This window comes from Psychrosphaera algicola (assembly GCF_028401425.1).
Taxonomy (GTDB): domain Bacteria; phylum Pseudomonadota; class Gammaproteobacteria; order Enterobacterales; family Alteromonadaceae; genus Psychrosphaera; species Psychrosphaera algicola.
On record NZ_JAQOMS010000002.1, the window covers coordinates 3,681,952 to 3,705,836 of the forward strand.

Annotated in this window: 28 protein-coding genes, 1 tRNA gene and 7 pseudogenes; 27 read left to right on the top strand and 9 right to left on the bottom strand. The window is 39.4% G+C overall.

Going from position 1 to position 23,885, the window contains the following annotated elements; translation table 11 throughout:
• From PN838_RS20195 to PN838_RS20235, 9 genes are all read left to right on the top strand, one after another.
• Complete coding sequence (locus tag PN838_RS20195) at positions 1-885, top strand: pyrroline-5-carboxylate reductase family protein (protein ID WP_272181772.1); 885 nt, start codon at positions 1-3, stop codon at positions 883-885.
• Between the two features lie 310 nt (positions 886-1,195).
• Positions 1,196-1,846, top strand: a complete 651-nt coding sequence (locus PN838_RS20200; RefSeq protein ID WP_272182662.1) for an FAD-dependent oxidoreductase — start codon at positions 1,196-1,198, stop codon at positions 1,844-1,846.
• Entirely contained in the window at positions 1,798-2,082 is a 285-nt protein-coding gene (locus PN838_RS20205) for a flavin-dependent monooxygenase (protein WP_272181773.1), read from the top strand. Before PN838_RS20200 ends, PN838_RS20205 begins: the two co-directional genes overlap by 49 nt.
• On the top strand, positions 2,045-2,365 hold the full coding sequence (locus PN838_RS20210; RefSeq protein ID WP_272181774.1) for a hypothetical protein: 321 nt from the start codon (positions 2,045-2,047) through the stop codon (positions 2,363-2,365). Before PN838_RS20205 ends, PN838_RS20210 begins: the two co-directional genes overlap by 38 nt.
• A 52-nt stretch (positions 2,366-2,417) precedes the next feature.
• Positions 2,418-2,717, top strand: a complete 300-nt coding sequence (locus PN838_RS20215) for a hypothetical protein (RefSeq protein ID WP_272181775.1) — start codon at positions 2,418-2,420, stop codon at positions 2,715-2,717.
• A gap of 101 nt (positions 2,718-2,818) precedes the next feature.
• Positions 2,819-3,370 (top strand): CAP domain-containing protein, encoded by a 552-nt coding sequence (locus tag PN838_RS20220; RefSeq protein ID WP_272181776.1) that lies wholly within the window; start codon positions 2,819-2,821, stop codon positions 3,368-3,370.
• A 142-nt stretch (positions 3,371-3,512) separates the two neighbouring features.
• Positions 3,513-3,731 (top strand): DUF6500 family protein, encoded by a 219-nt coding sequence (locus PN838_RS20225; protein ID WP_215965341.1) that lies wholly within the window; start codon positions 3,513-3,515, stop codon positions 3,729-3,731.
• An 88-nt stretch (positions 3,732-3,819) separates the two neighbouring features.
• On the top strand, positions 3,820-4,203 hold the full coding sequence (gene gloA2, locus PN838_RS20230) for an SMU1112c/YaeR family gloxylase I-like metalloprotein (RefSeq protein ID WP_272181777.1): 384 nt from the start codon (positions 3,820-3,822) through the stop codon (positions 4,201-4,203).
• 223 nt (positions 4,204-4,426) lie between these two features.
• Positions 4,427-4,502, top strand: a tRNA-Arg gene (locus tag PN838_RS20235).
• 211 nt (positions 4,503-4,713) lie between these two features.
• On the opposite strand, the pseudogene PN838_RS20240 reads toward PN838_RS20235, so the two are convergent.
• The 4 genes and pseudogenes from PN838_RS20240 to PN838_RS20255 all read right to left on the bottom strand — a co-directional run.
• Positions 4,714-5,249, bottom strand: a pseudogene (locus tag PN838_RS20240) (MarC family protein); the annotation flags it as partial.
• Between the two features lie 128 nt (positions 5,250-5,377).
• Positions 5,378-5,737 carry a hypothetical protein gene (locus PN838_RS20245; RefSeq protein WP_272181778.1) on the bottom strand — a complete coding sequence of 120 codons (360 nt, stop codon included), beginning with the start codon at positions 5,735-5,737 and terminating at the stop codon, positions 5,378-5,380.
• Positions 5,738-5,867: 130 nt separating this feature from the next.
• Positions 5,868-6,059, bottom strand: a complete 192-nt coding sequence (locus PN838_RS20250) for a hypothetical protein (RefSeq protein ID WP_272181779.1) — start codon at positions 6,057-6,059, stop codon at positions 5,868-5,870.
• A 791-nt stretch (positions 6,060-6,850) separates the two neighbouring features.
• Positions 6,851-7,273 (bottom strand): MarR family winged helix-turn-helix transcriptional regulator, encoded by a 423-nt coding sequence (locus PN838_RS20255; protein ID WP_215965354.1) that lies wholly within the window; start codon positions 7,271-7,273, stop codon positions 6,851-6,853.
• A gap of 212 nt (positions 7,274-7,485) precedes the next feature.
• On the opposite strand from PN838_RS20255, the gene PN838_RS20260 reads away from it, so the two are divergent.
• From PN838_RS20260 to PN838_RS20275, 4 genes and pseudogenes are all read left to right on the top strand, one after another.
• The gene (locus PN838_RS20260; RefSeq protein ID WP_215965355.1) at positions 7,486-7,968 is read left to right on the top strand and encodes a TlpA disulfide reductase family protein; all 483 of its coding nucleotides are present in this window, start codon (positions 7,486-7,488) and stop codon (positions 7,966-7,968) included.
• A gap of 67 nt (positions 7,969-8,035) precedes the next feature.
• Positions 8,036-8,260: a DUF4266 domain-containing protein gene (locus PN838_RS20265; protein WP_272181780.1), complete on the top strand. Its 225-nt coding sequence runs from the start codon at positions 8,036-8,038 to the stop codon at positions 8,258-8,260.
• Positions 8,251-9,556: pseudogene (locus tag PN838_RS20270) on the top strand (DUF3570 domain-containing protein). Before PN838_RS20265 ends, PN838_RS20270 begins: the two are co-directional and overlap by 10 nt.
• A 32-nt stretch (positions 9,557-9,588) precedes the next feature.
• The gene (locus tag PN838_RS20275) at positions 9,589-10,551 is read left to right on the top strand and encodes an FAD:protein FMN transferase (RefSeq protein ID WP_272181781.1); all 963 of its coding nucleotides are present in this window, start codon (positions 9,589-9,591) and stop codon (positions 10,549-10,551) included.
• 58 nt (positions 10,552-10,609) lie between these two features.
• On the opposite strand, the pseudogene PN838_RS20280 reads toward PN838_RS20275, so the two are convergent.
• Positions 10,610-11,109, bottom strand: a pseudogene (locus PN838_RS20280) (lactoylglutathione lyase family protein).
• Between the two features lie 93 nt (positions 11,110-11,202).
• On the opposite strand from PN838_RS20280, the pseudogene PN838_RS20285 reads away from it, so the two are divergent.
• The 4 genes and pseudogenes from PN838_RS20285 (at position 11,203) to ybaK (ending at position 14,117) form a co-directional block, all read left to right on the top strand.
• Positions 11,203-12,081: pseudogene (locus PN838_RS20285) on the top strand (LysR family transcriptional regulator).
• A gap of 147 nt (positions 12,082-12,228) precedes the next feature.
• Positions 12,229-12,645: a GFA family protein gene (locus PN838_RS20290; RefSeq protein WP_215965361.1), complete on the top strand. Its 417-nt coding sequence runs from the start codon at positions 12,229-12,231 to the stop codon at positions 12,643-12,645.
• A 150-nt stretch (positions 12,646-12,795) separates the two neighbouring features.
• Positions 12,796-13,653, top strand: coding sequence for a CPBP family intramembrane glutamic endopeptidase (locus PN838_RS20295; protein ID WP_272181782.1), 858 nt, complete (start codon positions 12,796-12,798; stop codon positions 13,651-13,653).
• A gap of 10 nt (positions 13,654-13,663) precedes the next feature.
• Positions 13,664-14,117, top strand: a pseudogene (ybaK, locus tag PN838_RS20300) (Cys-tRNA(Pro) deacylase).
• A gap of 12 nt (positions 14,118-14,129) precedes the next feature.
• On the opposite strand, the pseudogene PN838_RS20305 reads toward ybaK, so the two are convergent.
• From PN838_RS20305 to PN838_RS20320, 4 genes and pseudogenes are all read right to left on the bottom strand, one after another.
• A pseudogene (locus PN838_RS20305) lies at positions 14,130-15,365 on the bottom strand (exo-beta-N-acetylmuramidase NamZ family protein).
• 73 nt (positions 15,366-15,438) lie between these two features.
• Positions 15,439-16,404, bottom strand: coding sequence for an N-acetylmuramic acid 6-phosphate etherase (gene murQ, locus PN838_RS20310; protein ID WP_272182663.1), 966 nt, complete (start codon positions 16,402-16,404; stop codon positions 15,439-15,441).
• A gap of 329 nt (positions 16,405-16,733) precedes the next feature.
• The gene (locus tag PN838_RS20315) at positions 16,734-16,937 is read right to left on the bottom strand and encodes a hypothetical protein (protein ID WP_272181783.1); all 204 of its coding nucleotides are present in this window, start codon (positions 16,935-16,937) and stop codon (positions 16,734-16,736) included.
• 59 nt (positions 16,938-16,996) lie between these two features.
• Positions 16,997-17,284 (bottom strand): hypothetical protein, encoded by a 288-nt coding sequence (locus tag PN838_RS20320; RefSeq protein WP_272181784.1) that lies wholly within the window; start codon positions 17,282-17,284, stop codon positions 16,997-16,999.
• Positions 17,285-17,854: 570 nt separating this feature from the next.
• On the opposite strand from PN838_RS20320, the gene PN838_RS20325 reads away from it, so the two are divergent.
• From PN838_RS20325 to PN838_RS26635, 10 genes and pseudogenes are all read left to right on the top strand, one after another.
• Positions 17,855-18,304, top strand: coding sequence for a hypothetical protein (locus tag PN838_RS20325; RefSeq protein WP_272181785.1), 450 nt, complete (start codon positions 17,855-17,857; stop codon positions 18,302-18,304).
• Positions 18,305-18,459: 155 nt separating this feature from the next.
• Positions 18,460-18,798 (top strand): hypothetical protein, encoded by a 339-nt coding sequence (locus PN838_RS20330; protein WP_272181786.1) that lies wholly within the window; start codon positions 18,460-18,462, stop codon positions 18,796-18,798.
• 569 nt (positions 18,799-19,367) lie between these two features.
• The gene (locus PN838_RS20335) at positions 19,368-19,544 is read left to right on the top strand and encodes a glycine zipper domain-containing protein (protein ID WP_215965368.1); all 177 of its coding nucleotides are present in this window, start codon (positions 19,368-19,370) and stop codon (positions 19,542-19,544) included.
• Positions 19,545-19,665: 121 nt separating this feature from the next.
• On the top strand, positions 19,666-20,016 hold the full coding sequence (locus PN838_RS20340; protein ID WP_215965369.1) for a hypothetical protein: 351 nt from the start codon (positions 19,666-19,668) through the stop codon (positions 20,014-20,016).
• Between the two features lie 104 nt (positions 20,017-20,120).
• Positions 20,121-20,345, top strand: coding sequence for a hypothetical protein (locus tag PN838_RS20345; protein WP_215965370.1), 225 nt, complete (start codon positions 20,121-20,123; stop codon positions 20,343-20,345).
• A gap of 118 nt (positions 20,346-20,463) precedes the next feature.
• Positions 20,464-20,724 (top strand): hypothetical protein, encoded by a 261-nt coding sequence (locus PN838_RS20350; RefSeq protein WP_272181787.1) that lies wholly within the window; start codon positions 20,464-20,466, stop codon positions 20,722-20,724.
• A 567-nt stretch (positions 20,725-21,291) separates the two neighbouring features.
• Positions 21,292-21,750, top strand: a complete 459-nt coding sequence (gene mraZ, locus PN838_RS20355; RefSeq protein ID WP_215965374.1) for a division/cell wall cluster transcriptional repressor MraZ — start codon at positions 21,292-21,294, stop codon at positions 21,748-21,750.
• Positions 21,751-21,773: 23 nt separating this feature from the next.
• Positions 21,774-22,719: pseudogene (gene rsmH / locus PN838_RS20360) on the top strand (16S rRNA (cytosine(1402)-N(4))-methyltransferase RsmH).
• Positions 22,709-23,032, top strand: coding sequence for a cell division protein FtsL (gene ftsL, locus PN838_RS20365; RefSeq protein ID WP_272181788.1), 324 nt, complete (start codon positions 22,709-22,711; stop codon positions 23,030-23,032). The pseudogene rsmH and the gene ftsL overlap by 11 nt, the downstream one beginning before the upstream one ends.
• A complete protein-coding gene (locus PN838_RS26635; RefSeq protein WP_334313411.1) occupies positions 23,029-23,883 on the top strand; it encodes a hypothetical protein in 855 nt (284 codons plus the stop codon). Before ftsL ends, PN838_RS26635 begins: the two co-directional genes overlap by 4 nt.
• The last annotated feature ends 2 nt before the right edge of the window (positions 23,884-23,885 follow it).

A 23,885-nucleotide genomic window follows, 5' to 3' on the forward strand; every position in this document is an offset into this window, starting at 1 on the left:
ATGGTATTTGATAAAAACTTCGCGACCAAACGCATAGGGTTTATCGGAGCCGGAAAAATGGCAAAAGCAATGATCCAAGGCTTTCTAAAGTCAGGTGTCGTTGCCAATCAAATTATTGCTTCGACCCGCACGGTTGAGTCTAAAGTGCGAGTCGAAAAAGAATTTGGGATAGCTGCTACTACGTGTAATAACGAAGTAGCGAGCCTATCTGATGTTATCTTTATTTGCGTAAAACCAACGAACGTACAAAACGCATGTGATGACATTGTTGCGGGATTAACGTATCAAGAGCTACAGACCAAAATCGTGATTTCTGCTGCCGCTGGTGTACCTAGGGTTTTAGTTAGTGATTGGCTACAAAACCTTCCAACGACATTTACTATGATGCCAAACCTCCCTGTCTCTGTTAATGAAGGGGCTATAGCACTTTATGGCAGCAAAATAAAACAACATTTTTTGACCGAAGTAACCCAGTTGTTGTCAAAACTTGGAAAAGTTTATCAAGTCGAAAGTGAAGTTGAACTCGCTTATATGGTTGGGATTGCAGGCAGTGCACCTGCTTATTATTACGCTATGGTGGAGGCAATAGAGCAGGCCGCTAAACACTACGCCTTAACTAATGTAAACGTAAGTGAAGTCGTGCGGCAAACGACACGCGGCACGCTTACCTTATTGGCAGAACAAGCATTTGATGCAAGTTATCTAAAGGATATGGTTGCCTCGTCAGGAGGGACAACTCGAGAAGCGCTTAATGTGATAGAAGAACAACACATTGGTGATTCTTTACATGACGCTATGGAAGCCGCTGTGCTCAAAACGATGAAGCAACTGTCATATCACCTAAGCCAGTCGAATAAGCCTAAGGTGGCAACAGAGCCTTGTTAAACACATTCTTCGTATGCTGTTGTGACTAGCCCAATCTTATTTGATTGGGCTTTTGTATTTTAGGTTTCGGCACAATTGCCATTTGTCTAAAGTATCCATACTTAAAAGTCCCACAAATCCAACTATTCCCGCAATTAAGACAATGTCAAAAACTTAACTTGTAACGTTTTATTGCTAACGCTTGTTATACCCCGAATGACAGCTATTATGACGGGGATAAACAATACAAATAAGCGCGTTGTTTGCTCTCAATTTCAGTAGAATAATTTATGCCGAGGAATGAAATGGATATCGCAATTTTAGGGGAGGTATCGGTGGAATTAGTGCTGCAATTTCGCTCAAACAAGCCGGGTTTAATCCGACAATATATGAACGTCACCAAAGCATTTCTGAAATGGGGGCTGGCATTGTCTGTTGGCCAAACGCGATCTTTGTTTTAGAAACACTGGGAGTTTTACAAAAGATTGAAATGTTTGGCGGCAAGATAACCGCAATGTCTCGTTTTTCTTCATCTGGCGAACCGCTTGGTAGCTTGGATGTTAGCCAGCTTAATAAACACATGACATTGCCAAGTTATTCAATTTTGCGTCGTGATTTAATGTTAATTCTCACTGAGCGTGCGCAAGAACTTAACATATCAATTCGATATGCCCACCAAGTTACAGCAATTGCAAGTCAGCCCAGTGGCTTTAAAACCCAAATTACCTTTGATAATGGCATGGTCATAAAGCCCGACCTTATTATAGGCGCTGAAGGGCGAATGAACTCTCCGGCTAGGCAATTTGTGACAGGAAACAATACGCCGGTATTTCAAAAGTTTATCAATTGGATTGGCGTTTATAGGGAAATCAGCCTCTATTTGACCAAATGCAGGTGCTTGATTTTTGGGGCTGCGGCCAGCGCTTTGGTATCGTGCCTATTAATGATAAGTCTGCCTATTGGGCTGGTGGCGCATTTGTAAGTGACCTTAGAAATATAAAAACAGAGCCAGAGTTATTCAAGCAAGAGCTTGCCAATCATTTTAGTGATTGGCCTAAGCCAATTTTAACCTTGATAAACGAAACGCCTGTAACAAGTATTAACAAAATTTATGTGCATGATCACGATCCTATATCGACTTGGTACAAAACAAATGTGGTACTGTTAGGTGATGCGGCTCATGCACCTTTACCAACATCTGGACAAGGTGCTTGCTAAGGCTTTAGAAGACGTTTGGCATTTAACTAAATGCTTGAAGGCTTCCCCAAACGACATAACTTTTGCGTTTAGGCAGTATAACGATATTCGTAGAACAAAAACGGCGGGGATAATTGAAACCGGTCGTCAACTCGCTAGGTCTATATTTAACCCTAATGAGGCTTATTGTCAGCAACGTAACCTTGTGAGTAAACAAACTGATTATAACGCAGTAGCTCAAGGGATGGCTAAAGGCTGGGCGAGTGGATTACCAATTGGTGATGTATCAAACCGTGTCAGCTAAGTCGTTTACGGCGAGTTCATATTAAATAAATTAAGTGATTAAAGAATATATTATGGGAATAAAATTTTGGTTTAAACGTGCGGCAATGGTTTTTAGTATTGTGTCGATGTTGCTGTTATTGGTCGAACTAGCTAAAGGGCATGTTTTTGAGCAGGCAATACTTTTTGCGTTAACATGGGGGCTGTCTCCACGGCAATTTTTATTGGAACTCGGCTGTATTACACGCGAAAAGGTGTGCACTGTGAATTGTGTAATGACCTGCCAACAAAGCCTGCTGAAGATGGAATACATTCAAATGATAAATAACAAGTGGTTGGCGTCTAGGTTATCGGGTGAAGATCCGTGTTTTTAGGTCAATTATTAAATACAACTAATCGTTTTAATAGAGCAATCCTAAGCTGGCTCACCGCATTGTCCAAGCCCGTTCGGTTAATAACTCAAGTTTTACTTTTCTTGACGTTTATTACCAGTCTTCAACTTCAATCTAAACCGGTTGAAGATTGTGGTAACAATGAAAAAGCGCAACAACTCTATACCCTGATTGTAAATGACAAGGATCAAAACAGAACTCGTATTCGTTGTAATCCACTTCTTACCAGATTGGCGATGGAAAAAGCGAAAAAGATGCAGGAATTTGGACTTGTTCAGCATAATCTTGGTGGCAGCCCAAACGCACATTTATCCAATGGCGGTTATCAACTGCCGGACTATTACGGCGTGCAGTTCCATGCAAATCAGGTAGAGGCTGTAGCCGGTGGATACGAAACCGCGGCGCAAGTTTGGGAAGCATTTAAAAATTCATCGGCCCACCGAAGTCATTTATTAGGTGAACATGAGTTTTATCTAGAGCAAGACGAGATTGGTGTTGGCTTTATTCGCGAATGGCACTCGCCGCACGTGGAATATTGGGTAGTCTATTTAACTAAGGGATATAGCCCAAATCAGTCTATATTTGACGGCCGGGATGATTTACCTAATAAAAGTAACTTGGTTATTCAAAAGTAAATATGCAAAATAGAATTGCATGCCAATGACGCTATTGAGTCGTATTACGCGATAAGCATTATCACAAATAGGTAACTGCAATTATTCTCAATTCGTCTTGAACATAAAAATAAAACAATTAATAAAAGAGCCAAAGCAGTATATGAACGAAACCCTAAGAGCCAAAATAATCGATGTTTGTGATACTAAAATTAGCCAAAAAGGCGACAACGTGGGGTTATCATTCTACGCGTTTTTTGCTAATAAAAATGACAACCCAGAATTGTTAATGGAAGCTGCAACTTGGTGGATCCAAACCCATAAACTTGATCACTTTGTGAAAGCTCGGATCATAAAGAAAATGGTCTTAGATGGACTTTAAAAAATATAGAGAGTTGGCACTCACTAACCTACTACGGTAGTAAATATTAATGTTTATTTCGTAAATCTAAACGTCAAAGAGTTTAAAAATGTTAAAGCGTATCCACCATGTTGCCATTATTTGCAGTGACTACGACAAGTCCAAGACCTTTTATAATAAAGTTTTAGGATTGGATATCATTGCTGAAAATTATCGAGAAGAAAGACAATCTTACAAATTAGATTTAGCGTTGCCAGATGGGGGGCAAATTGAATTGTTTTCGTTTCCAAATCGACCTGAACGTCCAAGTTTTCCAGAGGCTCAAGGTTTGCGTCATCTGGCTTTTGTTGTTGATGATTTAGATGCTGTTGTACAAGAACTGGAAGACAAAGGCATACCAGTTGAAGCAATACGGGTTGACGAGTTTACGGGCAAAAGGTTTACCTTCTTCCAAGATCCAGACAAACTGCCTTTAGAGTTATACGAAGCGTGATGCTATTTTTTAGAATAAGAGTGATGACAAATTATTCTCCCAAGTTTATTACATGGGAATGGTAAACCTATAGCGTGTCATCTCCTTTTTCTGCAGATTGGTTACCGATAAACCAATATCCGTCAATTTTGCAACGTGAATGATAAAGCAAACTAAAACATCAACTTATATTTTCAACAAAAGCCTTTTACTCAAGTCATATTTGGATATAATTCCCCACAACGTCCCCATAGTTTAACTGGATAAAACAAGAACCTCCTAAGTTTTAGATCTGCGTTCGAGTCGCGGTGGGGACGCCAACTTTCCTTTCTAACCAATTTAAACAAATTCAAAGCGGTTACGGCAAAAATTACAACTGGCTAAATGCGTTTAGTGTGAACAGCGACTGCCTTGGTTTTAAACCAATCGCCGCTGTTTTTTATGTTTAGTAATTGAGAAGTATTAATAATATTCGCCGAGGCCCGCGAGGATGTTAGTTGTTGCAATCGAAGACAATATTAGCCCCATAACTCGACTAATAACGCTTGCGCCACTCTTGCCAACAACCTTGTTTATAAACCCTGCAAGTAACATAAAAATGTAAGTGATAAGTAAAACCGACAACATAACCATTGCAGTTTGCGTTTGTTCCCAAATCGAATAAACCGAATTTTTAGTTAGTAACACCGCTGCTAACATTGCCCCTGGACTGGCTATCGACGGCACAGCTAATGGGAATATTGCCGTTTCTTTGTGGGAGTCCTGTAGTAGTTTTATTTCTTCATCAGGTTTGCTGTCGCCAAAGATCATATTTAATGCAAATAAAAACAAAACAATTCCCCTGAGATTTGAAAAGCGGGAAGTGGTATGGCTAAGGCGGTTAGTACAATTTCGCCCACCATTAGAAAGAACATAAGGACACAGGCGGAGACGATAGTGGCAAGCAAAGCGACACGGCGTCTGGTCTTTTGATCATATTGTTCGGTGACCGCAATAAATACTGGGATGGTTCCGATGGGGTCGATAACAGCAAAAAATGTAATAAATACGGCAATAAAATCTATCATTTAAAGTTGCTCCAATTTAAGAGAATTGAGAAGTAGTCGATGTCATTACCGGCATCGATTTAAGGATCATCATTTCAACCATGTAGATGGTTTGAAAAGAGTAATAAGTGATCTCTTGGTTGATAAGGCTATGCTAAATACGCTTTGATTAAACATATTGTACTCACTATTAAAAAAGCGATCCAAGATAAATGTTTGCCTTTAGTGAACCAAATTGCGAGTAAGGCACTGAGTAGAAACACAACACCAATGACCTTGAGGGTAAAAACGTCACCTGTAGAAGCGTTATGTAAAATAGCCGCAAATCCCAGTGCGGCGACCGACATAATATGCCAACAAAAACGTAGCGTACCTTTTGTGAATTGATCACTGCCAAAAAGGTGTGGGATATTATCGCGTTTAAACAACCTCATTAGAATGTATTTTTCACCAAGGTATGAATGTACAAAAGCAATTAAAATCAAAATAATTGATGCGACTAAAATCACAGACATACTCCTGAGTGATGGAGGTTATAAAAATAATTCGTGATCACCGACGCAGTTGAAAAAGCGCAAGCAACACAACAATTGCATTAAATATCGATAAGTGAATAGCACAGCTATACCAATTAAAATGTTAACGTTGTTTTAACTCAAGCCAAACAGCTATTCGCTCTCTACATTGCCACCTTAGTGTTGTATCATCTTGACTAATTTCATCTTGAGGTTCTTCTTTTGCCTTTGCTTTTAGTAGACGTTTTTCTTCTTTCTTTTTCTTTTTAGCGAGTTCTTTTTGGCGCTTTTCGTAAGCGTAGTTTTGCTTAGCCATGGTATCGTTCTCTCATTACTTGAATAGCAGTACCTTTAGAATACGATATTTTTCAAACGATTACGCAGATGATTACTTTTAAAAGCCAAAAATATGCTCTTACCCTAAATATCTTTGGGGTAATGTCTTAAAAAACTACGCAATAATACAAAAATAGTGTTCATTTATGTTTATACAAACTGAGGTGGTTTTAATTTATTAAAACATTTAAATATTATAGGGTTATGGAATTTCGTGGTCGTTAAGGGGCGATCTTTTGAAAGTTGAAAGTTGAAAGTTGAAAGTTTAAAGATAAGATCTGGGTTCATTTAATTGCAAATATAAAATGCTCTGGCCGCAGGAAAGCGAGCATACACTTAGCCGGTAATAAAGCAGACATGGTTTGTGTTGCTACTAGGTTGTGTTTCTAAATTGGGCACTTAAAAGAGCGCTACGAGCCAGTCGAAAGTTAAAACGGTTGTAAATACTTTAAGCGCGATAAGTCCAATTGTGGAAATAATGATTAAGAATTTAACTCTGCGGCTTTTTAGATTATTCCAATACAATAACTTTGCACCGAATTCCCGCTTAATTTGTTCAACTGAATTTTTCACATATTCCTGCTTTAACGTAGTGATCAATGATAAATAGTTCTTATTAAAAAGGGGCAATGACTTTAACAAAGTTACTGTGCTTGTTTTTATTACCACATTCTCTTTTTTGTTGGTTTCTTCGTAACTGTAATTCAGTAGGTTATTTTTATAAACTGATTTTTACCAACAGAATCGAATAGTGCGCCCCATTGATGAAAACTAACATTTAATTTTGTTTAATAAATGTAACAACATATCTATTTCTGACTCGTCAAGTAACGAAAAAGCCGATGTACAACTGTGGACAAAAGTAACATAAGCGTCGTTATATAAGGTGCGACCGACATCGGAAAGTCCAACTAAACTTTGACGAGCATCACGTGGATTTGCCAACTTTTCCGTTATATTATTTTTTTCCATTGGCGCGAGTAGGCGAGTGACACCTGAAGCCGTAAGGCCTACCGCATCAGCGAGGGCGATTCTGCTCATGTTACCCGTTGCTGAGGATGCAAGCTTATGCATGATAACAAATTCTGTCGTACTTATACCATGAACGCTTAATCCACCATCGAGCCGTTTATTTAGCAGCGTGCTTACATAGCCTTGTTCTAACATTAAGGTAACGATTTTTTTAGAGTTCATATTTTAACCTCTTAGCAATGTGTGTTTGTATTTAATTGCAATATGCTTGATAAATCAAGTATATTGCAAGTTATTTTTGAAGCCATTAGATGAAGTCAGGAGTAGTATGTGTCTAGGGAAATGCGAAAGTAATAATATTAATTTAATAATTAAGCACCCTAAACTGATAAAATCCGCTAGAGTTAAATTAGACGTTTATGTTTTGGACCGTTATGACTAAATCTTTACTAAGTTGTTCCACGTTATTTTTATTGATATTTAGTTTAGCAGTAACTGCTTTGGAGCAACCTAAAGCGTTGAATGATCCGCAGGCTCAACTGCAACAACTGTTAGAGCAAAATAAAGGGAAAGTTATTTATCTCGACTTCTGGGCGTCGTGGTGTATTCCTTGTCGACGCTCTTTTCCTTGGATGAATCAAATTAAATCAGATTTTGGTGCTGAGTCATTTACAGTTATCAGTGTTAACCTCGACGAAGAACGTCAACTTGCCGACGAGTTTCTACTTCAAAACACCGCTAACTTTGCTGTAGTTTTTAATCCAACGGGCAGCATCGCTGAGCAGTATAAAATTTTAGGCATGCCAAGCAGTTTCATTATCGACAAAACGGGTCAATTTCGTTTTGCTCACACTGGTTTTTTTAGCAATAAACAAGACCAATATGAATTGCAAATTAAGCAATTGTTAACTGAATAGAACGCCTAGCAATAAATTAGAAAACTCAACCGTGGTTTGAGAAAAAGAATCGAAAGGAGTGAACACATTGCCGTTTCAAGTTCGTAAATTACTTCTGGTTATAGTGGTATTGCATGTTTCTGCGTGCAGTTCGTTGGGTGTTAAACCTTGGGAGCGAAACCTATTAGCTAAAAAGCAAATGGCGTTAACATCGTCACCGATTAATGCGGCTCTGGATGATCATATTTATTTTAGTAAAGAGGCATCGAGTGGCGGTCGTGGATTTGCCGGTGGTGGTTGCGGATGCAATTGAATAAATCCTTAAGTTTTTCTGCCGCCTTATCAGCGGCGGCTAGCGCATTATTAGTTGCGCCAGTAACGTCAGTTAAGGCAGAAGAAAGTAATGCTTGGAAACTCGACTCAGCTGTAATGTATTACGGAGAAACCGACCGAGTTCAAGCGGTCGAAGTTATTGTTGGTGGTAAAAAGAATTTGAAGACGGTCACTTTTTGGATCTGAAATTTACCTTCGATACGCTAACTGGCGCATCGGCAACCGGCGCGGTGGCGCAACCCAATATTCAGTCCTTTACGCGGCCATCCGGTAATGGAAGATACACAGTTTCGGCAAATGAAACGCCTCTGGACGATACGTTCAAAGATACACGTGTGCAACTTAATGCTCAGTGGACACAGCCACTTAAAGGAGAGTATACATTAAGCACTGGGGCTCATTTATCAAAAGAATATGATTATTTGTCATTGGGGATAAATGCTGGATTAGCACGAGAATTTAATCAAAAAATACGACGGTATCGGCAGGCCTGTCTTTAGGTCAAGACACGATAACGCCGGAAGGTGGGTTGCCAATTCCACTTTATGAAATGCCTCATTATATTAACTCGCCAAATGGTCAGCCAAATAATACCGAGGGCTCGAGTAGTGACTTTGACGCGAGTCGCGATCGTAGTTCAGATTCTAAGCAAATTGTCGATCTATTGTTTGGGGTAACTCAGGTGATAAATAGACGATTTATTACCCAATTTAATTACTCTTATTCTAATGTTGATGGTTACCAAACGGACCCATTTAAAGTCGTGAGTGTCGTCGACGAAAACGGTGTAACCCTCAATAATATCTACGAATCTCGACCTGATAAACGTCAAAAAAACAGTGTGTACGCTCAAGGAAAATATCACCTAAGTAAGTCAGTTGTTGACGTGTCTTATCGCTATTTTTGGGATGACTGGGGAATAAAATCAAATTCAATCGACGCTAAATATTGGATGCCTATGGGCAAAGGGTATTTAGAGCCACACATTCGTTATTATCAACAAGACGAAGCTGATTTCTATCAACCTTTTGTGACACAGCAACCTGAGGTTGATTCTAATGTCAGTGCCGATTATCGCATTGGCAAACTGACAGGTCTAACATTAGGGCTCAGCTATGGATTTCCGTTAAATAACGGTCATGAGATCTCTTTTCGTGCAGAGTTATATCGCCAAAAAGTAACAGATCCAGGAGTGAATAACATTGGCGTCATTAATCAACTTGATATTTTTCCGGATGTAGACGCGGTCATTTTTCAAACCAATTATTCGTTTTGAGCGAATGGTTAAAAGCCATATTTACAAGCAACATGAAAGACCAAAAAATCGATAAACGTACATTTAAAATAAGCCAGCGGCCAAACGGTTTAGCCATTTTGTTCAACGCAATGGCTAGCCCCTGCGAGGTGTTAATAGAAACTGACGATTTTAATGAAACAGGCCGTATTGCTAAATTAATATGCGAACGTACGTGGCAAATTGAAGATAAATTCAGTCGATATAACCCATTAAGTATTGTTAGCAAGATTAATAACTCAAACAACAAACCTGTAGCAATAGACCCTGAAACCTACAGGTTATTACAGTTTTCCCATTCATGTTTTCAGATAAGTGGTGGTTTGTTTGACATCACTTCCGGAATTTTACGACAAGTTTGGACTTTTGATGGCAGTGATAAAATCCCTAAAAAATCGGACGTTAATCGGTTGGTAAAAAGTATTGGTTGGCAACATGTAAAGTGGGATGAGTCGTCGATTACTTTGCCTAACAATATGGAAATAGATTTAGGTGGCATTGGCAAAGAATACGCTGTAGATGTAGCCGTTCAGTTGCTCAGAGCCGAAACACCGTACTCTGCTTTAGTTAATTTTGGTGGTGATATTGCCGTTACAAATCAACCGAAGTTTGACCCAGCACCGCAACAGCAATTACACCAAAATAAAACAATAAATAGGGTAAAAACGGCTCACCCTTGGCATATCGCTATTGAACTGGGCGACAAACAAACATCAGATTTAACGACAATTGAACTAACTACAGGAGCAATCGCCACAAGTGGTGATGCCAATCGATATCTAGTAAAAGATGGTCAACGTTACTGTCATATATTAAATCCAAAGACTGGCTGGCCGGTTGCTGGGGGACCGAGTTCAGTAACGGTCGCTGCGCCAACATGTATCGAAGCCGGCATCGCGGCTACGATAGCAATGCTGAAGGGGAATTCTGCGAAAGCTTTTTTAACTGAGAATCAAATTCAGCATTGGATTTATTGATCAAACTAACATTATTCAAGGCAACCAAACTGTCTCAACAGCTCAATACGTCGAGGGTTTAATAAGCGCCAGCGGCGTATGTCAACTCATAACTGTGGCTATATATTTCAAGAATATTGCCAAACGGGTCTTCCATATAGATCATTCGGTATGGCTTTTCATCTGGGTAATAATAGCGCGGCGCTGCCATTCGTTTTTTCCGCCAGCGTCGACAATTTTTTCAACAAGTTCTTCTAAATTAGGATCTTGCACACAAAAATGGAATACGCCTGTTTTCCAATACTCAAAATTGTCTTCTGGTTGTTGTTGATTAACAAACTCAAACAATTCTACGCCAATGCGGTCGCCAGTAGATAGGTGCGCTATTTTAAATTTTTGCCAATTGGCACCAAATACATCAGTACACATTTCACCAATTGGACTTTTGTCTTCCGTTATTTCAGTCGGCTCCATAATGAGATACCAACCTAAAACGTCGGTATAAAATTTAACGGCTTGCTCTAAATTAGGTACTGAAATTCCAATGTGTGAAAACGTTCTTGGATAAGGTTTAGTCATGTTTTTTCCTTTATTCATTTGATGGTTAAACTATACCGCCAGTGTTAAAGTATAAAAAATTATCGATTGTTATATTTATGAGTATATTTTGTAATGATTAATCAAACTTGGTTAAATACGTTTTGCACATTGGTTGAGGTAGGGCACTTTACCAAAACGGCAGAGAATCTTTTTATGACCCAGTCTGGTGTTAGCCAGCATATAAAAAAATTAGAAAACCAACTTGGTGTAGCCTTGTTAATAAGGCATGGCAAGTCGTTTTCGCTAACGAATGCCGGAGAGCAACTTCATAAACGCGGAAGAGAATTACTTAATTCTTTGCAAGAATTAGAGGGGTGATCAAATTTGACGAGCAATACGAAGGTAAAGTTAAAATTTCATCGCCGGGTAGCATTGGTCTAAAACTATACCCCCATTTGCTCAACATTCAGCAAGTACATCCAAAGTTGGTAATGGACTATACGTTTGCGCCGAATAAAAACATTGAGCAAAACTTATTAGAGCGAAAAATCGATTTAGGCCTGCTGACCGAACTCAGCGATTCAAGTCGGTTAGTGAGTAAAAAATCGCAAATGAACCGTTGGTTTTAGTAACAGCAAGTGATGTCAAATCAATAGATTGGGGGTATTAATCGAGCTTGGGTTTATATCACATCCAGATGCAGCGCATCATGGCCGACTTCTCCTCAGTAAAAATTTTGAACAATTCGAAACCATAGAACAGTTTCAAATCAAGGGGTTTTCTAATCAAATAAGTCTTATTTTAGAACCGGTTAGCAAAGGATTCGGCTTTACCATTTTACCACTTTATGCAGCCAAGGCATTTTATCAACAAGACAAGATTTACATTCATCAACTCGCCAAGCCTGTAGCCGAAAGTTTATTCCTGTGCACTAATCGACATTCCATAATGGCAAATCGAATTAAATTTATTAGCCAAGTGGTGACGACTTACCTTGAAAGCAGTGATTAATATAATCAAAGGTTGTTATGCAACGCCTTGCTTAAATCTATATCTTCAGTACATTAGAATTTGGTGTAAGTAACATCAACTTAAATTTGATGGACATATTGAAGGAAAGTGATTACTTGTATTGATAACGGTTAATGGAAATTAGAAATGTTAAATGCGAAAGCGAGTTGTCTGTGCGGTAACGTTAAGATTACCGCCAATGAAATAAATCCTAAATTCACGGTTTGTCATTGTGATTCCTGTCGAGTGTGGGGCGGTGCGCCATTTTTCGCGGTGCAGTGTGGCACAAATGTCGAATTTGAGGGTGAGAATAACATCACTATGTTTGATTCATCGAGTTGGGCATCGCGTGGTTTTTGTGCACAATGCGGTACGCATCTGTTTTATAAACTTAAAACAAGCGGTGAATATAATATGCCAGTCGGCTTCTTCCAAGATTTGACTGACTTAACCATGGATATGCAATATTTTAGCGACCAACGGCCAGCTTATTATTGTTTTTCTAACCAAACCAAAGAAATGACAAAGGCTGAAATTATGGAATATTTCGCCAATAAAATATGACAATCCATATTTTGTAGCGCGTAAAGTGTTTAATTCTTTTTTCTGTTTAGACCCATATTGATTTTTAGTTTTAGTAATATAGCTAGGTTGAAATAGAAATATTATGCAATTGCAAAATAAGGCAAGCTAATGATAATACTCCGCACTTTAATGACAATAATGATTAAAATTGTATTAGCTTGTCTGGCGATATTTGCAGGGATATTCGCGGTTAAGTTTTTGTTGTTTCCAGCCGTCTATTTTATTTTTAACATGCAAAGTGGTCAGTTGAAAGTAGTAGAGCAGTTTACAACGCTCATGTTTATCGGCTTGGGATATTACTTATATGTTAAATATTATGAAAAGCGCAGGCCTGACGAGCTAACGTTTAGAGCGAGTCACCTCTTTTACGGCGCAGTTTCCGGTGCGGCTTTGATCTCGGTAACTAGCTTATTGCTCTTTTATTTGGGCTATTATGAAGTTGTGTCGTTTCAGGGATTAGAGGGCATACCGATTGTAGGGAGTACGATATTAGTCGCTGCAATGTTAGAAGAGTTTTTGTTTAGAGGTGTACTATTCCGTGTAATTGAAGCGCATGTTGGGACACTTTTCTCGTTGTCTTTTGTTGCAACCCTGTTTGGTCTGCTTCACCTCTTTAATGAAAATACGACCGTTGTAACCGCATTTTCTGTAACCCTACTCGGTGTTTTTTGGGGAGGGATTTATGTATTAACGCGCAATATATGGGTTGTGGGGCTTAACCATGCGGCTTGGAACTTCTCAATTTTCTCTACGGGTATCCCCTTGTCTGGAAATGAAGATTGGCGTGCAGTTGCCCCTTTTGAAAGTATTTATAATGGACCTCTACTGTTAACTGGCGGTGAATTTGGGCCAGAAGATTCAATTATTAATATTATTGTTCTACTTATTAGCGTTGTTGTAATATTTTATTTTGCACAAAAAATAAGGCTATTGTCGGCTTTGGCGAAAATACCACGTCGCCTAAGTTGGAAAAGGAGGTTTAGATGACGCCTATGGAATTAATGTCGCAAAGAAAAACAAAATTGCACATACGATACACGAATACACACATGATGAATCGGTAAGGTCATATGGTTTAGAGGCGTCTGAAAAGCTTGGTATACCACAGGGGCAGGTATTTAAGACCTTAGTGGTCGCAACTGATAATAAAGAATTAGTCGTCTCAATTATTCCTGTATCAAGCAAATTGAGCATGAAGCTGATAGCTAAGGCTGTTGGTGTGAAAAAAGCAGTGATGGCGGATAAGTCTGATGTAGAACGTTCTACGGGCTATGTATTAGGTGGCGTCAGTCCGCTAGGTCAAAAAACGACTCAAAACCATAATCCATAGTGCTGCCCTAGATTATGAAACCATCTTTGTCAGCGCTGGGCGGAGAGGACTAGAAATAGAGTTGCGCCCAAATGATTTGGCGAAGCTGACATCTGGAAAATTTGCGGAGATCTGCCAGTGAAAACTCGTTCCGTTATAGATAGATAAGGTAGGGTTTTCTATCTGCTAGAAACTTTTGTAAACCCGGTTGCCATTGTTGTTTAATTTGCTCAGCGCTATGGCCCGCCAATATGCTTTTTCTTACTTTGTCAGTCCCCGCTAATTTGTCCATAAACTCAGGCCGTTCAAAAAACTCAAGATCATTTTCTTTAAACATTTGGTACCATTTTATAAAAATGGCCAGATCTAATCCTTGGATCCTTGATGAGGATAACGACTCACCGGTTAATAGTTTGCCTTTGAGCTTAGGAAAAGGAGCGGCATGAGCAATGGGTTGTGGCGTGAACTGGAATTTAACCTTGGCCAAAAAGTTATTACTTACAAGGTCATGACCGACAACTTGAAATGGAAATGGGGTGCCCCGACCAATGCTCGCGGGTGTTGCTTCAAAAAACATAGTGATGGATATAAGCGGACCGCAATCTCATTAGGCAAGTTGGGGCTTGGTGGTATGGGCAAAATATAAGGTGTTGTTCTGTTGTAGTTCGCTACCGGAATAACCCTTAGATCTAATGTGGGCAACTCACTTTGGGTAGTTGTGCTTGATGTATTTGAGTGCTCAATCGACAACCAGTTTTCACCAATAATCATTTGGGCCAATTCTCCTACCGTTAAACCATGTAATAGCGGAATAGGGTGTATACCAACAAAAGAGCGAAACGCTGGTTCCAGCACAGGTCCATCTACATGCATAATATTGGGATTAGGTCGATCTAAGACGATAAACGTAACACTAGATTCAGCGGCGGCTTGCATTACATAATGCATAGAGCTGATATAGGTGTAAAAACGCGTGCCGACATCTTGAATATCAAAAAGCATGACATCAATCGAGTCCATTATCTGCGCTGAAGGCTTTTTGTTTTTGCCATATATCGAAACGATGTCTAGGCCAGTGACAGGATCTTTGCCTGAACTGACCTTTTCACCTGCGCCATGATCGCCTCTAAATCCATGTTCCGGGGCAAAGATATATGTAATGTTGACATCATGGCTTAATAAAATATCAACAAGGTGTTGGTCGCCCACCATAGAGGTTTGATTAACGACTAACCCAACGGATTTGTTTTTAGCAATGGTAAGTATTTTTTAATTGAGCGGCGCCAACCACCACATCATTATTAGTTGGTGGTTGACCATGTTGAGCAATAACAGAAAACGTTGAAGCGGCGAGTAATATCAACACTGTCAAAAATATTCTAATCCACATGATTTACTCTTTATGTACGGCATTGTGGCTACGTTAATAGCCGGTTAGTTACCTAATTATTTGTTTTATCATTTTACTCTGTTGCCTGTTTTACGCTTTGTAAGGCATGCCGTAAAAAACCACCATTACGAACCAATTCTTGTTGGATATCTTGGATATTTTCATTCGTCAAAATATGAACAATCGCCAGTTTGGCATTGTAGTGCGTTAAGTCGAGGGCGACTTGCGCCGTATGGGCGTCGCATCCTGTAGCCTGCATCACAATTCGGATTGCTCTGACATACAACTTTTTGTTGCTGGCGTTTACGTCAACCATAAGATTTTCATAAACCTTACCAATGCGGATCATACTGGCAGTACTCAACATATTTAGAATGAGCTTTTGTGCCGTTCCCGACTTCATTCTTGTTGAACCTGTTAATACTTCCGGGCCAACTACAGCGCAAATATTAATGTCACAATAACTGGCTAACTGACTGCTCGGGTTACAGCTGATGGAAATGGTTTTTGTACCTATGCTTTTGGCATAATCAATTGCGCCAATTACGTAGGGTGTACGACCACTTGCAGCAATCCCCACAAGGATGTCGTTTTCACCATAATTGATATTGATAAGATCATTTTTACCGAGTTCAAACGAGTCTTCAGCACCTTCAACGGCCTTATAAATCGCCTGGCTGCCTCCGGCAATAATGCCAACAACTTGTTTACTCGAAACGCTAAAGGTTGGCGGACATTCAACGGCGTCGAGAACACCTAAACGACCACTGGTACCAGCACCAATATAGATAAGTCGACCACCTTTATTAAACGCGTTCACAATCTCTTCAACCGCTTTCCCTATTTCTGGAATACAGGCTTTTATTGCGTTGGGAACAATGGCATCCGCTTGATTTATTTTGGTTAATAGTTGTTCGGTATCAACTAAATCGAGATCTAAAGTATCTGGGTTTCGAGTCTCCGAAACCATATTGTCTAGCTGTGCGAGCAGACTATCGCGTTCATTGTTATCGTATTTACTGCTTTTACTGCGATCAATTACATCGCTTGAGTTACTGCCTAGTTGAAGTTTTGCTAAGAAGCACGCGCCATCTAATGAACTGCCGCCGGTGAGTTTGCAATAAGACTTAATTCGGTCGTTTAGCAAAGGTAATGTGACTTCGGCTAGGCCGCCCATAATTACCACATCAACTTTGCTGTCTAATCGAGTTTGTTGAATAAGTTGTTCTGTGTCTAACACATGTTGTTCAATTAAACTGTTGGCCACAGGACAAGCATTGTGAAGAGAAAATACATCGGTGCTTAATGTTGCATAATCTTTAGCTTGAGATTGCGCCAACCAATTTGCGATTTGCTGTTTATCTGTACCTAGTTTTTCGGCGAGTTTTTTGTGGTGACTGAGACAGCTTGGTTATGCCAGTTAATGTCAGCTAGTAGCTTTTGAACCGCGTTAAAACCAAGTTTTGCGCCACTGGCTTCGTCACCGATTGGAAATCCCCAACCACCAACATAATGCTCTTTGCCATTTTTATCTAACCGAGCACCAACCGATCCTGTGCCCAGTGCAACCACAGCGATAGGCTCGCCATTGTTTGCACCATATAGTGATGTTTTTGCATCATTAACAACGTCTAATGAGGCAAAAGCAAAGGGAGTTCATCTTTTAGTTGATTCGCTTGATTTGCCACTCCGCCGCCTGCAACACCGATAAGAACGTGCACGTTTAACGCGGAGGCTTGAAATTTAAGTAGCAGTTTCTCGATTAATTCTTTTAAAACAATTTGGGCATTTGCAAAGTCGTTGCTTAATGACGAAGCGCCAGCTTGCAAGGTGTGACTTTCACCGGTAGAAAGCTTTTCAATTCGACCTATGGTTTTTGTGCCACCACCGTCGATACCGATTACGTATTTTTGTACCACTAAGATTCCTTAGAATATGTGCTGATGCAAGTTTGGGCGTTGAGGTGGCTTTTTAAGAGATCAATAAAACGTGATAAAGCCGCACCTATGAAACGTTGCCTAACTGATCCAAACTTCATTATCCAGATAACAATTTTACAATTATCAATTTCCATATTGTTGTATTTGCAGAATATATAATTCGCAATGGAATGTAAAAATTAAACTCGCTTATTAGTGCGATATGACGCTAATTCTGCGGCAACTTACCCGGTTGTTTATCAGTTAGGTGGCGATTATGTTTACCACGGAGAGTCTGGAATATTGGACCTCATGACGAATAAGGTCATTTACTTTCGCAACAATCGGCACTGATAGTGCTGTTAAATCTGCGTTAAGTTATTATCAAAAAGCCCTTGTTTTGGCCAAGAAATACAAAAGTAATCAGTGGTAAATATATAATATAAAGGCTAACATCATGAAAGATAAAGGTTAAAACCTTTTTGATTAATATAAACTTGAGTTGGTTATTTCTACTAGAAACCTCACTCGGTCGTATTCTCATAAAAATGCAGTAAGGATGAGTTAGGAATGCAGTTTTCAGACAATTTTGTGAAATATTTATTTGCCGCGTTATCGACAGGGTTATTTGCTTTTTATTTAGGCGAGTTATTTACAAAAGGTGACGCGAACAGTTTCTTTATTGTGTTCGCAATATTTTCAGCGTTTTATTCGTATAAATTTTCAAGCCACTATAGAACTAAGAACGCAGTGGAACAATTAATAACGAGAAATGGCGAAAGCATTCAATTTTCTTCTGTTAAAACGTTGCTATTTGTTAATCCGTCTCGCGTTGAGAATATTGACGTTAACCGTATATCGGTTGCAAGCATAGGTAAAAACTGGCTTTCAATAATCATCGACGGTAATGGCAATGGATTTGACTTTCAATTATGCGGCTCACGGCAAGATATTGAATCTCATATTAAGTCACTTTTAGATGACCAAGAATTATCGAAAATTGACTTTAGGCTGATCTAACGTTCTTCTAGCTTACTCCGGTAAATCGTATTAGAGTCACCTAAGGTTGAAATATATTTTATTTTCTTACTTTCAGATTTACGAACGAGAAATTACGGTTTAAAAACGTTTATTTTAGGGCGATAAAAATAGAGAGTTTGCACTATGGCGCGGTTGTGAGATATTTTTTACTTTTTATAGGCTGGTCCTCGGTTGTTGGCAGCTTTGGCGATGGTGCACTTGGCCTTTACGCGCTGTGGATTAATTTTTTGAACGATTGGGAGCTATTAGATTTTTCAATTAATGAATTTTTAAAAGACTACGTGCCTTTTATATATTGGGTTAAAAGTATCGCGTTTTATGTGCTGCCTGAAAACATCGTTTTGTGGTTGTTTAATTTACCCGCCTTATTATATTTTCCGACACGAATTGTTATGAGTATTATTATTGGCTGGTGGGCTTTGTCAAAAGCCGAACAGTTGGCAAATAGAAAAGTCCCAGTTCAGCACAACTAATCACAACTAAACACAACATTCCGTCATTCAAAATCAACAGAAAAAACGTCATTCTAAAAGAGTCTAAGCGATATTAAGAACCTCCAACCAAGTGCAGAGGAAGTTCATAGTTTGCCCCAAATTGGCTCGTAATTTCAGAACAAAAAACGTCATCCTAAAAGAGCCTTAGCGATATTCAGGATCTCCAACCGAGTGCAGAGGAAGTTCATGATTCGCCCCAAATTGGCTCTTAATTTCAGAACAAAAACGTCATTCTAAAAGAGCATTAGCGATATTAGGAACCTCCAACCGAGTGCAGAGGAAGTTCATAGTTCGCTTTCAATTGACTCATAATAACCAGAACAAAAAACGTCATCCTAAAAGAGCCTTAGCGATATTCAGGATCTCCAACCAAGTGCGAGGAAGTTCATAATTTGCATTGCAGGTTTCGCCTTTTAGCTAAATCAAAGACCAATTGTTTGCAACAGAGAGTTAGTAGTAAAGGTCCAATAATTTTGATACAAATATGGTTATCGTAAAAAGAGAGTCGGTTTCCTGTCATTAGGTTGTTAGCAGGTAAAGGAATAACTATGAATAAGTGGAATAATTCTAACAAATTAAAGAAACCTGTGCTTTTTGGTATAGCAATGGGAGTTGCTATTGGCGCAAGTATAGGTGTTGCATTAAACAGTGCTACTTTCGGTATTAGTATTGGAATTGCTATGGCAGTTGCTTTCTGGGCTTCTGCCAAAAACTCAAATAAATAATTGCTTACCGTATCATCCATACAAGCAATTAATCAGGAAAAATATCAGTTGGTTGTGACTCCTGTGCCGCTACTACTCAATCAACTAGATAGCCGCATTTTTATGTGGCCTTAGGTGCTCTATGAATCCAGTCGTCACATTAGGTAGAAAATCTGTCGATTTAAAGTTTAAAGCATTTGGTTTAAAAATAATTCAGGATATTCCAACTGACGACTTTAATCGCATATTGGAATTTCATCTTAAAAATGGCTGGATCAAAACTTACGAATACGATGGTTTTGATGCTTGGATCGATTACGGCAAAGTTAAGTTGTCAAATGAAGGTCGTAAACTTAAGTTTGAGTGGGATAATTGGCGTGAAGGTGAAATATCGGGCAAAGCAAGTGATGTTGAAGCTTTAGCCGCTAAATTTAACTACACCGCGCGAGAAACGCCAAACTGGTGGCCAGCAACTAGCAAAACATTCAAATAGGCAAGAAATTGCGGATATCCTGTTTAGTGCTGTTTCGTTCCGATTTATCAGAGAAATGCGGTCTTAGCTGCTTCATGTCTTGTTTTATATAAGGAGACCTAAAATTGAATATTAACGTAACGTTTTATGGCGAACTCATTTTCTATTCGATGTTTATCGTAGGTGGATTGAGTTATTACTTAGGCAAACGAAAAACAAACAATCCTAAAATTGTGACATTAGTGGGAGTTTTATTATGCATTACGCCACCTTTAAACTTAGTGTATTTGTTTGTTCTAGCAATTAAAAATAAAGAAGCCCCAGAGAGTGTCGTTGAAAACAAAGTTTGATTTGGTTAACACAACTCATTTAATCTGGGAACGTAACGCACAATATGTGTTATTAGACGGGCAAGCTGGGGTTTATTTTGACGGTTTCAGATAAAACGAAGAGAAATTTTTTGGTGCTTTGTTTATCATATTCATTGTGATTTTAAGTTACAGCGTTGTACCTAATCGTATCCCTGTTGTGTCATGTGAAGATGTAACTTGGAACGACGTTGTGCTGTTAGTTCAACCTCATCTTGATGATACGCTTAACGCGGCACTCGTTATGCAGGGACAAAGTTCAGAATATCATCCATCAGCCGCTGCGATACAGGTGATGGATGAACCATTACCAGAAAATATAAAGCGTACATTAAAAGCAATAATCAAAGCCGATTGCTAGCGGTAAACTTCCCTTACAAAGTTATTCTCAGTCGAACGGCTTCCTCTGCATTCTACTAAGAAGTTTGACATCCCATTCATTAACCCTCTACCTGTCTTTATTAGCCTATATAAACCATAACTTAAGCTATTAGAACTTCTCCGATAATACTATTTAGGTCAACTTTTAGTTGAGCCTAGCGTAAATGAAGTCCTATCTTTTTTTACGCGCTCATCTCAATGTTATCAGCCAAATTTGTAGGTATCAGCAAGTTCACTTCATCGCTGCTCAAAATCGGATTTATTGCTCTGAATTTATCAACTACACAATGGAACTGGATCCGACACAAAGTCAACCTATTTTCAGGCAAATAAAAATTAATTTCCCACAAATTACCACCAAATCTCTTTTCTAATCAAAGACCTTATTTTTTAAAGGATCTTATAAGTTAAATTGGATGATCCTACCTCTTGACATTGTTGACAGTGAGAGCCTAAACTCTAATTTGTGGGAAAAAGTGGAATTTTTTGGATCTTGTTCCCATATTTACGTTTTTAGTGGAAATAATAACCATAAAATGGAGTAAACATGTTTCGCGGTGCGAATCCTCTTTCAATAGATAGCAAAGGCCGGTTGTCGATCCCGACACGTCACCGGGATATTTTGCTGTCTGAATCTGAAGGACGATTAGTTTGCACTGTGGATTTACATCAGCCGTGTTTATTGTTGTATCCACTTATCGAATGGGAAGACGTTGAATATAAATTGCGCGGGTTGTCGTCGATGAACCCGCAAGAACGTCGAGTACAACGTGTATTACTTGGTAACGCACATGAAATCGATATGGATAAAAGCGGTCGTGTGTTGTTGCCTAATCAATTACGTCAGCATGCTGGATTGGAAAAAGAGATCCGGCTTGTGGGGCAATTAAACAAATTTGAAATTTGGTCTGAGTCTCGATGGATTGAACAGATGGCTGAAGATATCGAAACAGAGCTGACGGGTGACTTTGAGTTAACCGAAAGACTGAAAGACTTTTCGTTTTAACAAAATAACTAAACGGTAGAATCATGACGCAAGCGCACGTTTCAGTGTTACTCAAGGAGTCAATTGATGCCTTGGCTATTAAGCCAGATGGCATTTACATCGACTGCACCTTTGGTCGCGGCGGGCATTCTGGCGAGATACTAAAATTATTAAATTCTGACGGTCGATTAATCGCAATTGACCGCGATCCTAGCGCAATAGAAGCCGCTAAAAAATTCGAAGATAACCCTTCATTTATTATTGAACATAGCCCATTTTCTGAAATTCTCGACGTTGCTAAAAAGCACGGTGTTGTCGGTAAAGTAGACGGTATTTTAATGGACTTAGGTGTGTCTTCACCACAATTAGATGAAGCAGACCGTGGTTTTAGTTTTATGAAACTAAGGCCCTTTGGATATGCGTATGGACTATACGCGCGGCATTTCTGCTGCCGATTGGTTGGCTAAAGCTGAAGAAGCGGACATCGTTTTTGCGTTAAAAACCTACGGTGAAGAAAAATTTGCCAAACGCATTGCCAGAAAAATTCTAGAACAGCGTGATGAAACGCCGTTTACCACAACAGACGAACTCGCAAAATTAGTGGCGAGCTGTGTGCCTAAAAGTAAGGCGGAGAAAAAACATCCAGCAACTCGCACATTCCAAGGTATTCGAATTTACATCAATAGTGAATTGGTTGAAATTGAAAAAGCCCTTGAAAGTTCATTAGAGGTTCTTGCTCCAAATGGACGATTGTCGGTGATCAGTTTTCATTCGTTGGAAGATAGAATTGTAAAACAGTTTATTCGTAAAGAAAGCCAAGGTAAGCAAGTCCCAAGAGGGTTGCCAATTACCGAAGCGGAATTGAACCTAGGGATCAAATTAAAATCCGTTGGTAAGGCGATAAAGCCTACTGACGAGGAAATAACGATTAATAGTCGTGCGCGCAGCTCTGTTTTGAGAATTGCAGAAAGGCTCAACAATGATAACTAAAATAAACATTGAAGCCGATCTTGCGAAGTATATTTTTCAAGACTTAAGTAAGTACAAACTTACAATGGGGCTTCTGTTACTCAATGTTATCCTGGCGTTAGCTGTGGTGCATTGGGCTCAGTTAAATAGGCAAATGGTTATCCAACAAGATGTGTTATTACAACAACGTGATGACATAGACTTGCGATGGCGCCATTTGTTGTTGGAACAACGAGCATTAGCCGAACACAGCCGAGTCGAACAAATCGCAAGAGAGCGACTGGCTATGGACAGACCAACTACTGAAGCTGAAGTGGTGGTAACCTTGCCGTGAATGACTGGTTAAACTCGAAGCTGACAAAGAAGTCAAAAGCAAGGCGTTCAACACGCTCGAGTTCATCATTGCCTAAAGGCAAACAAGCAAAACAAATCGCGAAGCCATCGTTTAACCGATGGCGATTTCAGTTTGTGGTTGTCAGTTTGGTTGTGATTTTTAGTACGGTTGTGTTTCGCGCGGCATTTCTGCAAATCATTCAACCCGAAAGACTGATCAAAGAGGGCGACAACCGCACGGTACGGATTAAACGTTCTACGGTTCAACGTGGCATGATCACTGACCGTAATGGTGTTGAACTGGCGGTAAGTGTGCCGGTACAAACCATTTGGGCTGACCCAAAACGTGTTCTTGAATATCCTGAATTTGAAACCGACGTTCGTTGGAAAGCGCTGGCAAAAGTATTACAGGTTGAAGAACAAGAACTAATTTCAAAGATTACGACAAATCACACCAAACGGTTTATCTATCTAAAGCGTAAAACAAATCCCGCCGTTGCCGATTATGTTGAACAACTCCAGATCCTAGGTGTACGTCTAAGAGAAGAATCCAAACGTTATTATCCTGCGGGCGAAATTACAGCCCATGTTGTCGGTTTTACTAATATTGACGGTAAAGGTATTGAAGGCATTGAGTTACGACATAACGACAGAATGGTTGGCACACCGGGCAAACGTACGGTCATTAAAGATGCCAAAGGCCGTGAAATTGAAGTCCTCGAAGAAGAAAAGGGCTCGTTGCCACAAAACATTCGTTTAACTATTGATCAGCGTATTCAATCTGTTGTCTATCAAGAATTAAAAAAGCGGTACAAACTTACGAAGCGGCCTCAGGCAGTGCAATTGTTGTAGAT

Excerpts from the sequence above, each read along its gene's own strand:
- gloA2 (WP_272181777.1), top strand. The coding sequence starts at position 3,820 with ATGTTAAAGCGTATCCACCATGTTGCCATTATTTGCAGTGACTACGAC.
- PN838_RS20215 (WP_272181775.1), top strand. The coding sequence starts at position 2,418 with ATGGGAATAAAATTTTGGTTTAAACGTGCGGCAATGGTTTTTAGTATT.
- PN838_RS20260 (WP_215965355.1), top strand. The coding sequence starts at position 7,486 with ATGACTAAATCTTTACTAAGTTGTTCCACGTTATTTTTATTGATATTT.
- PN838_RS20290 (WP_215965361.1), top strand. The coding sequence starts at position 12,229 with ATGTTAAATGCGAAAGCGAGTTGTCTGTGCGGTAACGTTAAGATTACC.
- PN838_RS20255 (WP_215965354.1), bottom strand. The coding sequence starts at position 7,273 with ATGAACTCTAAAAAAATCGTTACCTTAATGTTAGAACAAGGCTATGTA.
- PN838_RS20195 (WP_272181772.1), top strand. The coding sequence starts at position 1 with ATGGTATTTGATAAAAACTTCGCGACCAAACGCATAGGGTTTATCGGA.
- mraZ (WP_215965374.1), top strand. The coding sequence starts at position 21,292 with ATGTTTCGCGGTGCGAATCCTCTTTCAATAGATAGCAAAGGCCGGTTG.
- PN838_RS20335 (WP_215965368.1), top strand. The coding sequence starts at position 19,368 with ATGAATAAGTGGAATAATTCTAACAAATTAAAGAAACCTGTGCTTTTT.
- PN838_RS20250 (WP_272181779.1), bottom strand. The coding sequence starts at position 6,059 with ATGGCTAAGCAAAACTACGCTTACGAAAAGCGCCAAAAAGAACTCGCT.
- PN838_RS20295 (WP_272181782.1), top strand. The coding sequence starts at position 12,796 with ATGACAATAATGATTAAAATTGTATTAGCTTGTCTGGCGATATTTGCA.
- PN838_RS20340 (WP_215965369.1), top strand. The coding sequence starts at position 19,666 with ATGAATCCAGTCGTCACATTAGGTAGAAAATCTGTCGATTTAAAGTTT.
- PN838_RS20225 (WP_215965341.1), top strand. The coding sequence starts at position 3,513 with ATGAACGAAACCCTAAGAGCCAAAATAATCGATGTTTGTGATACTAAA.
- PN838_RS20275 (WP_272181781.1), top strand. The coding sequence starts at position 9,589 with ATGAAAGACCAAAAAATCGATAAACGTACATTTAAAATAAGCCAGCGG.
- PN838_RS20325 (WP_272181785.1), top strand. The coding sequence starts at position 17,855 with ATGCAGTTTTCAGACAATTTTGTGAAATATTTATTTGCCGCGTTATCG.
- ftsL (WP_272181788.1), top strand. The coding sequence starts at position 22,709 with ATGATAACTAAAATAAACATTGAAGCCGATCTTGCGAAGTATATTTTT.
- PN838_RS20210 (WP_272181774.1), top strand. The coding sequence starts at position 2,045 with ATGCACCTTTACCAACATCTGGACAAGGTGCTTGCTAAGGCTTTAGAA.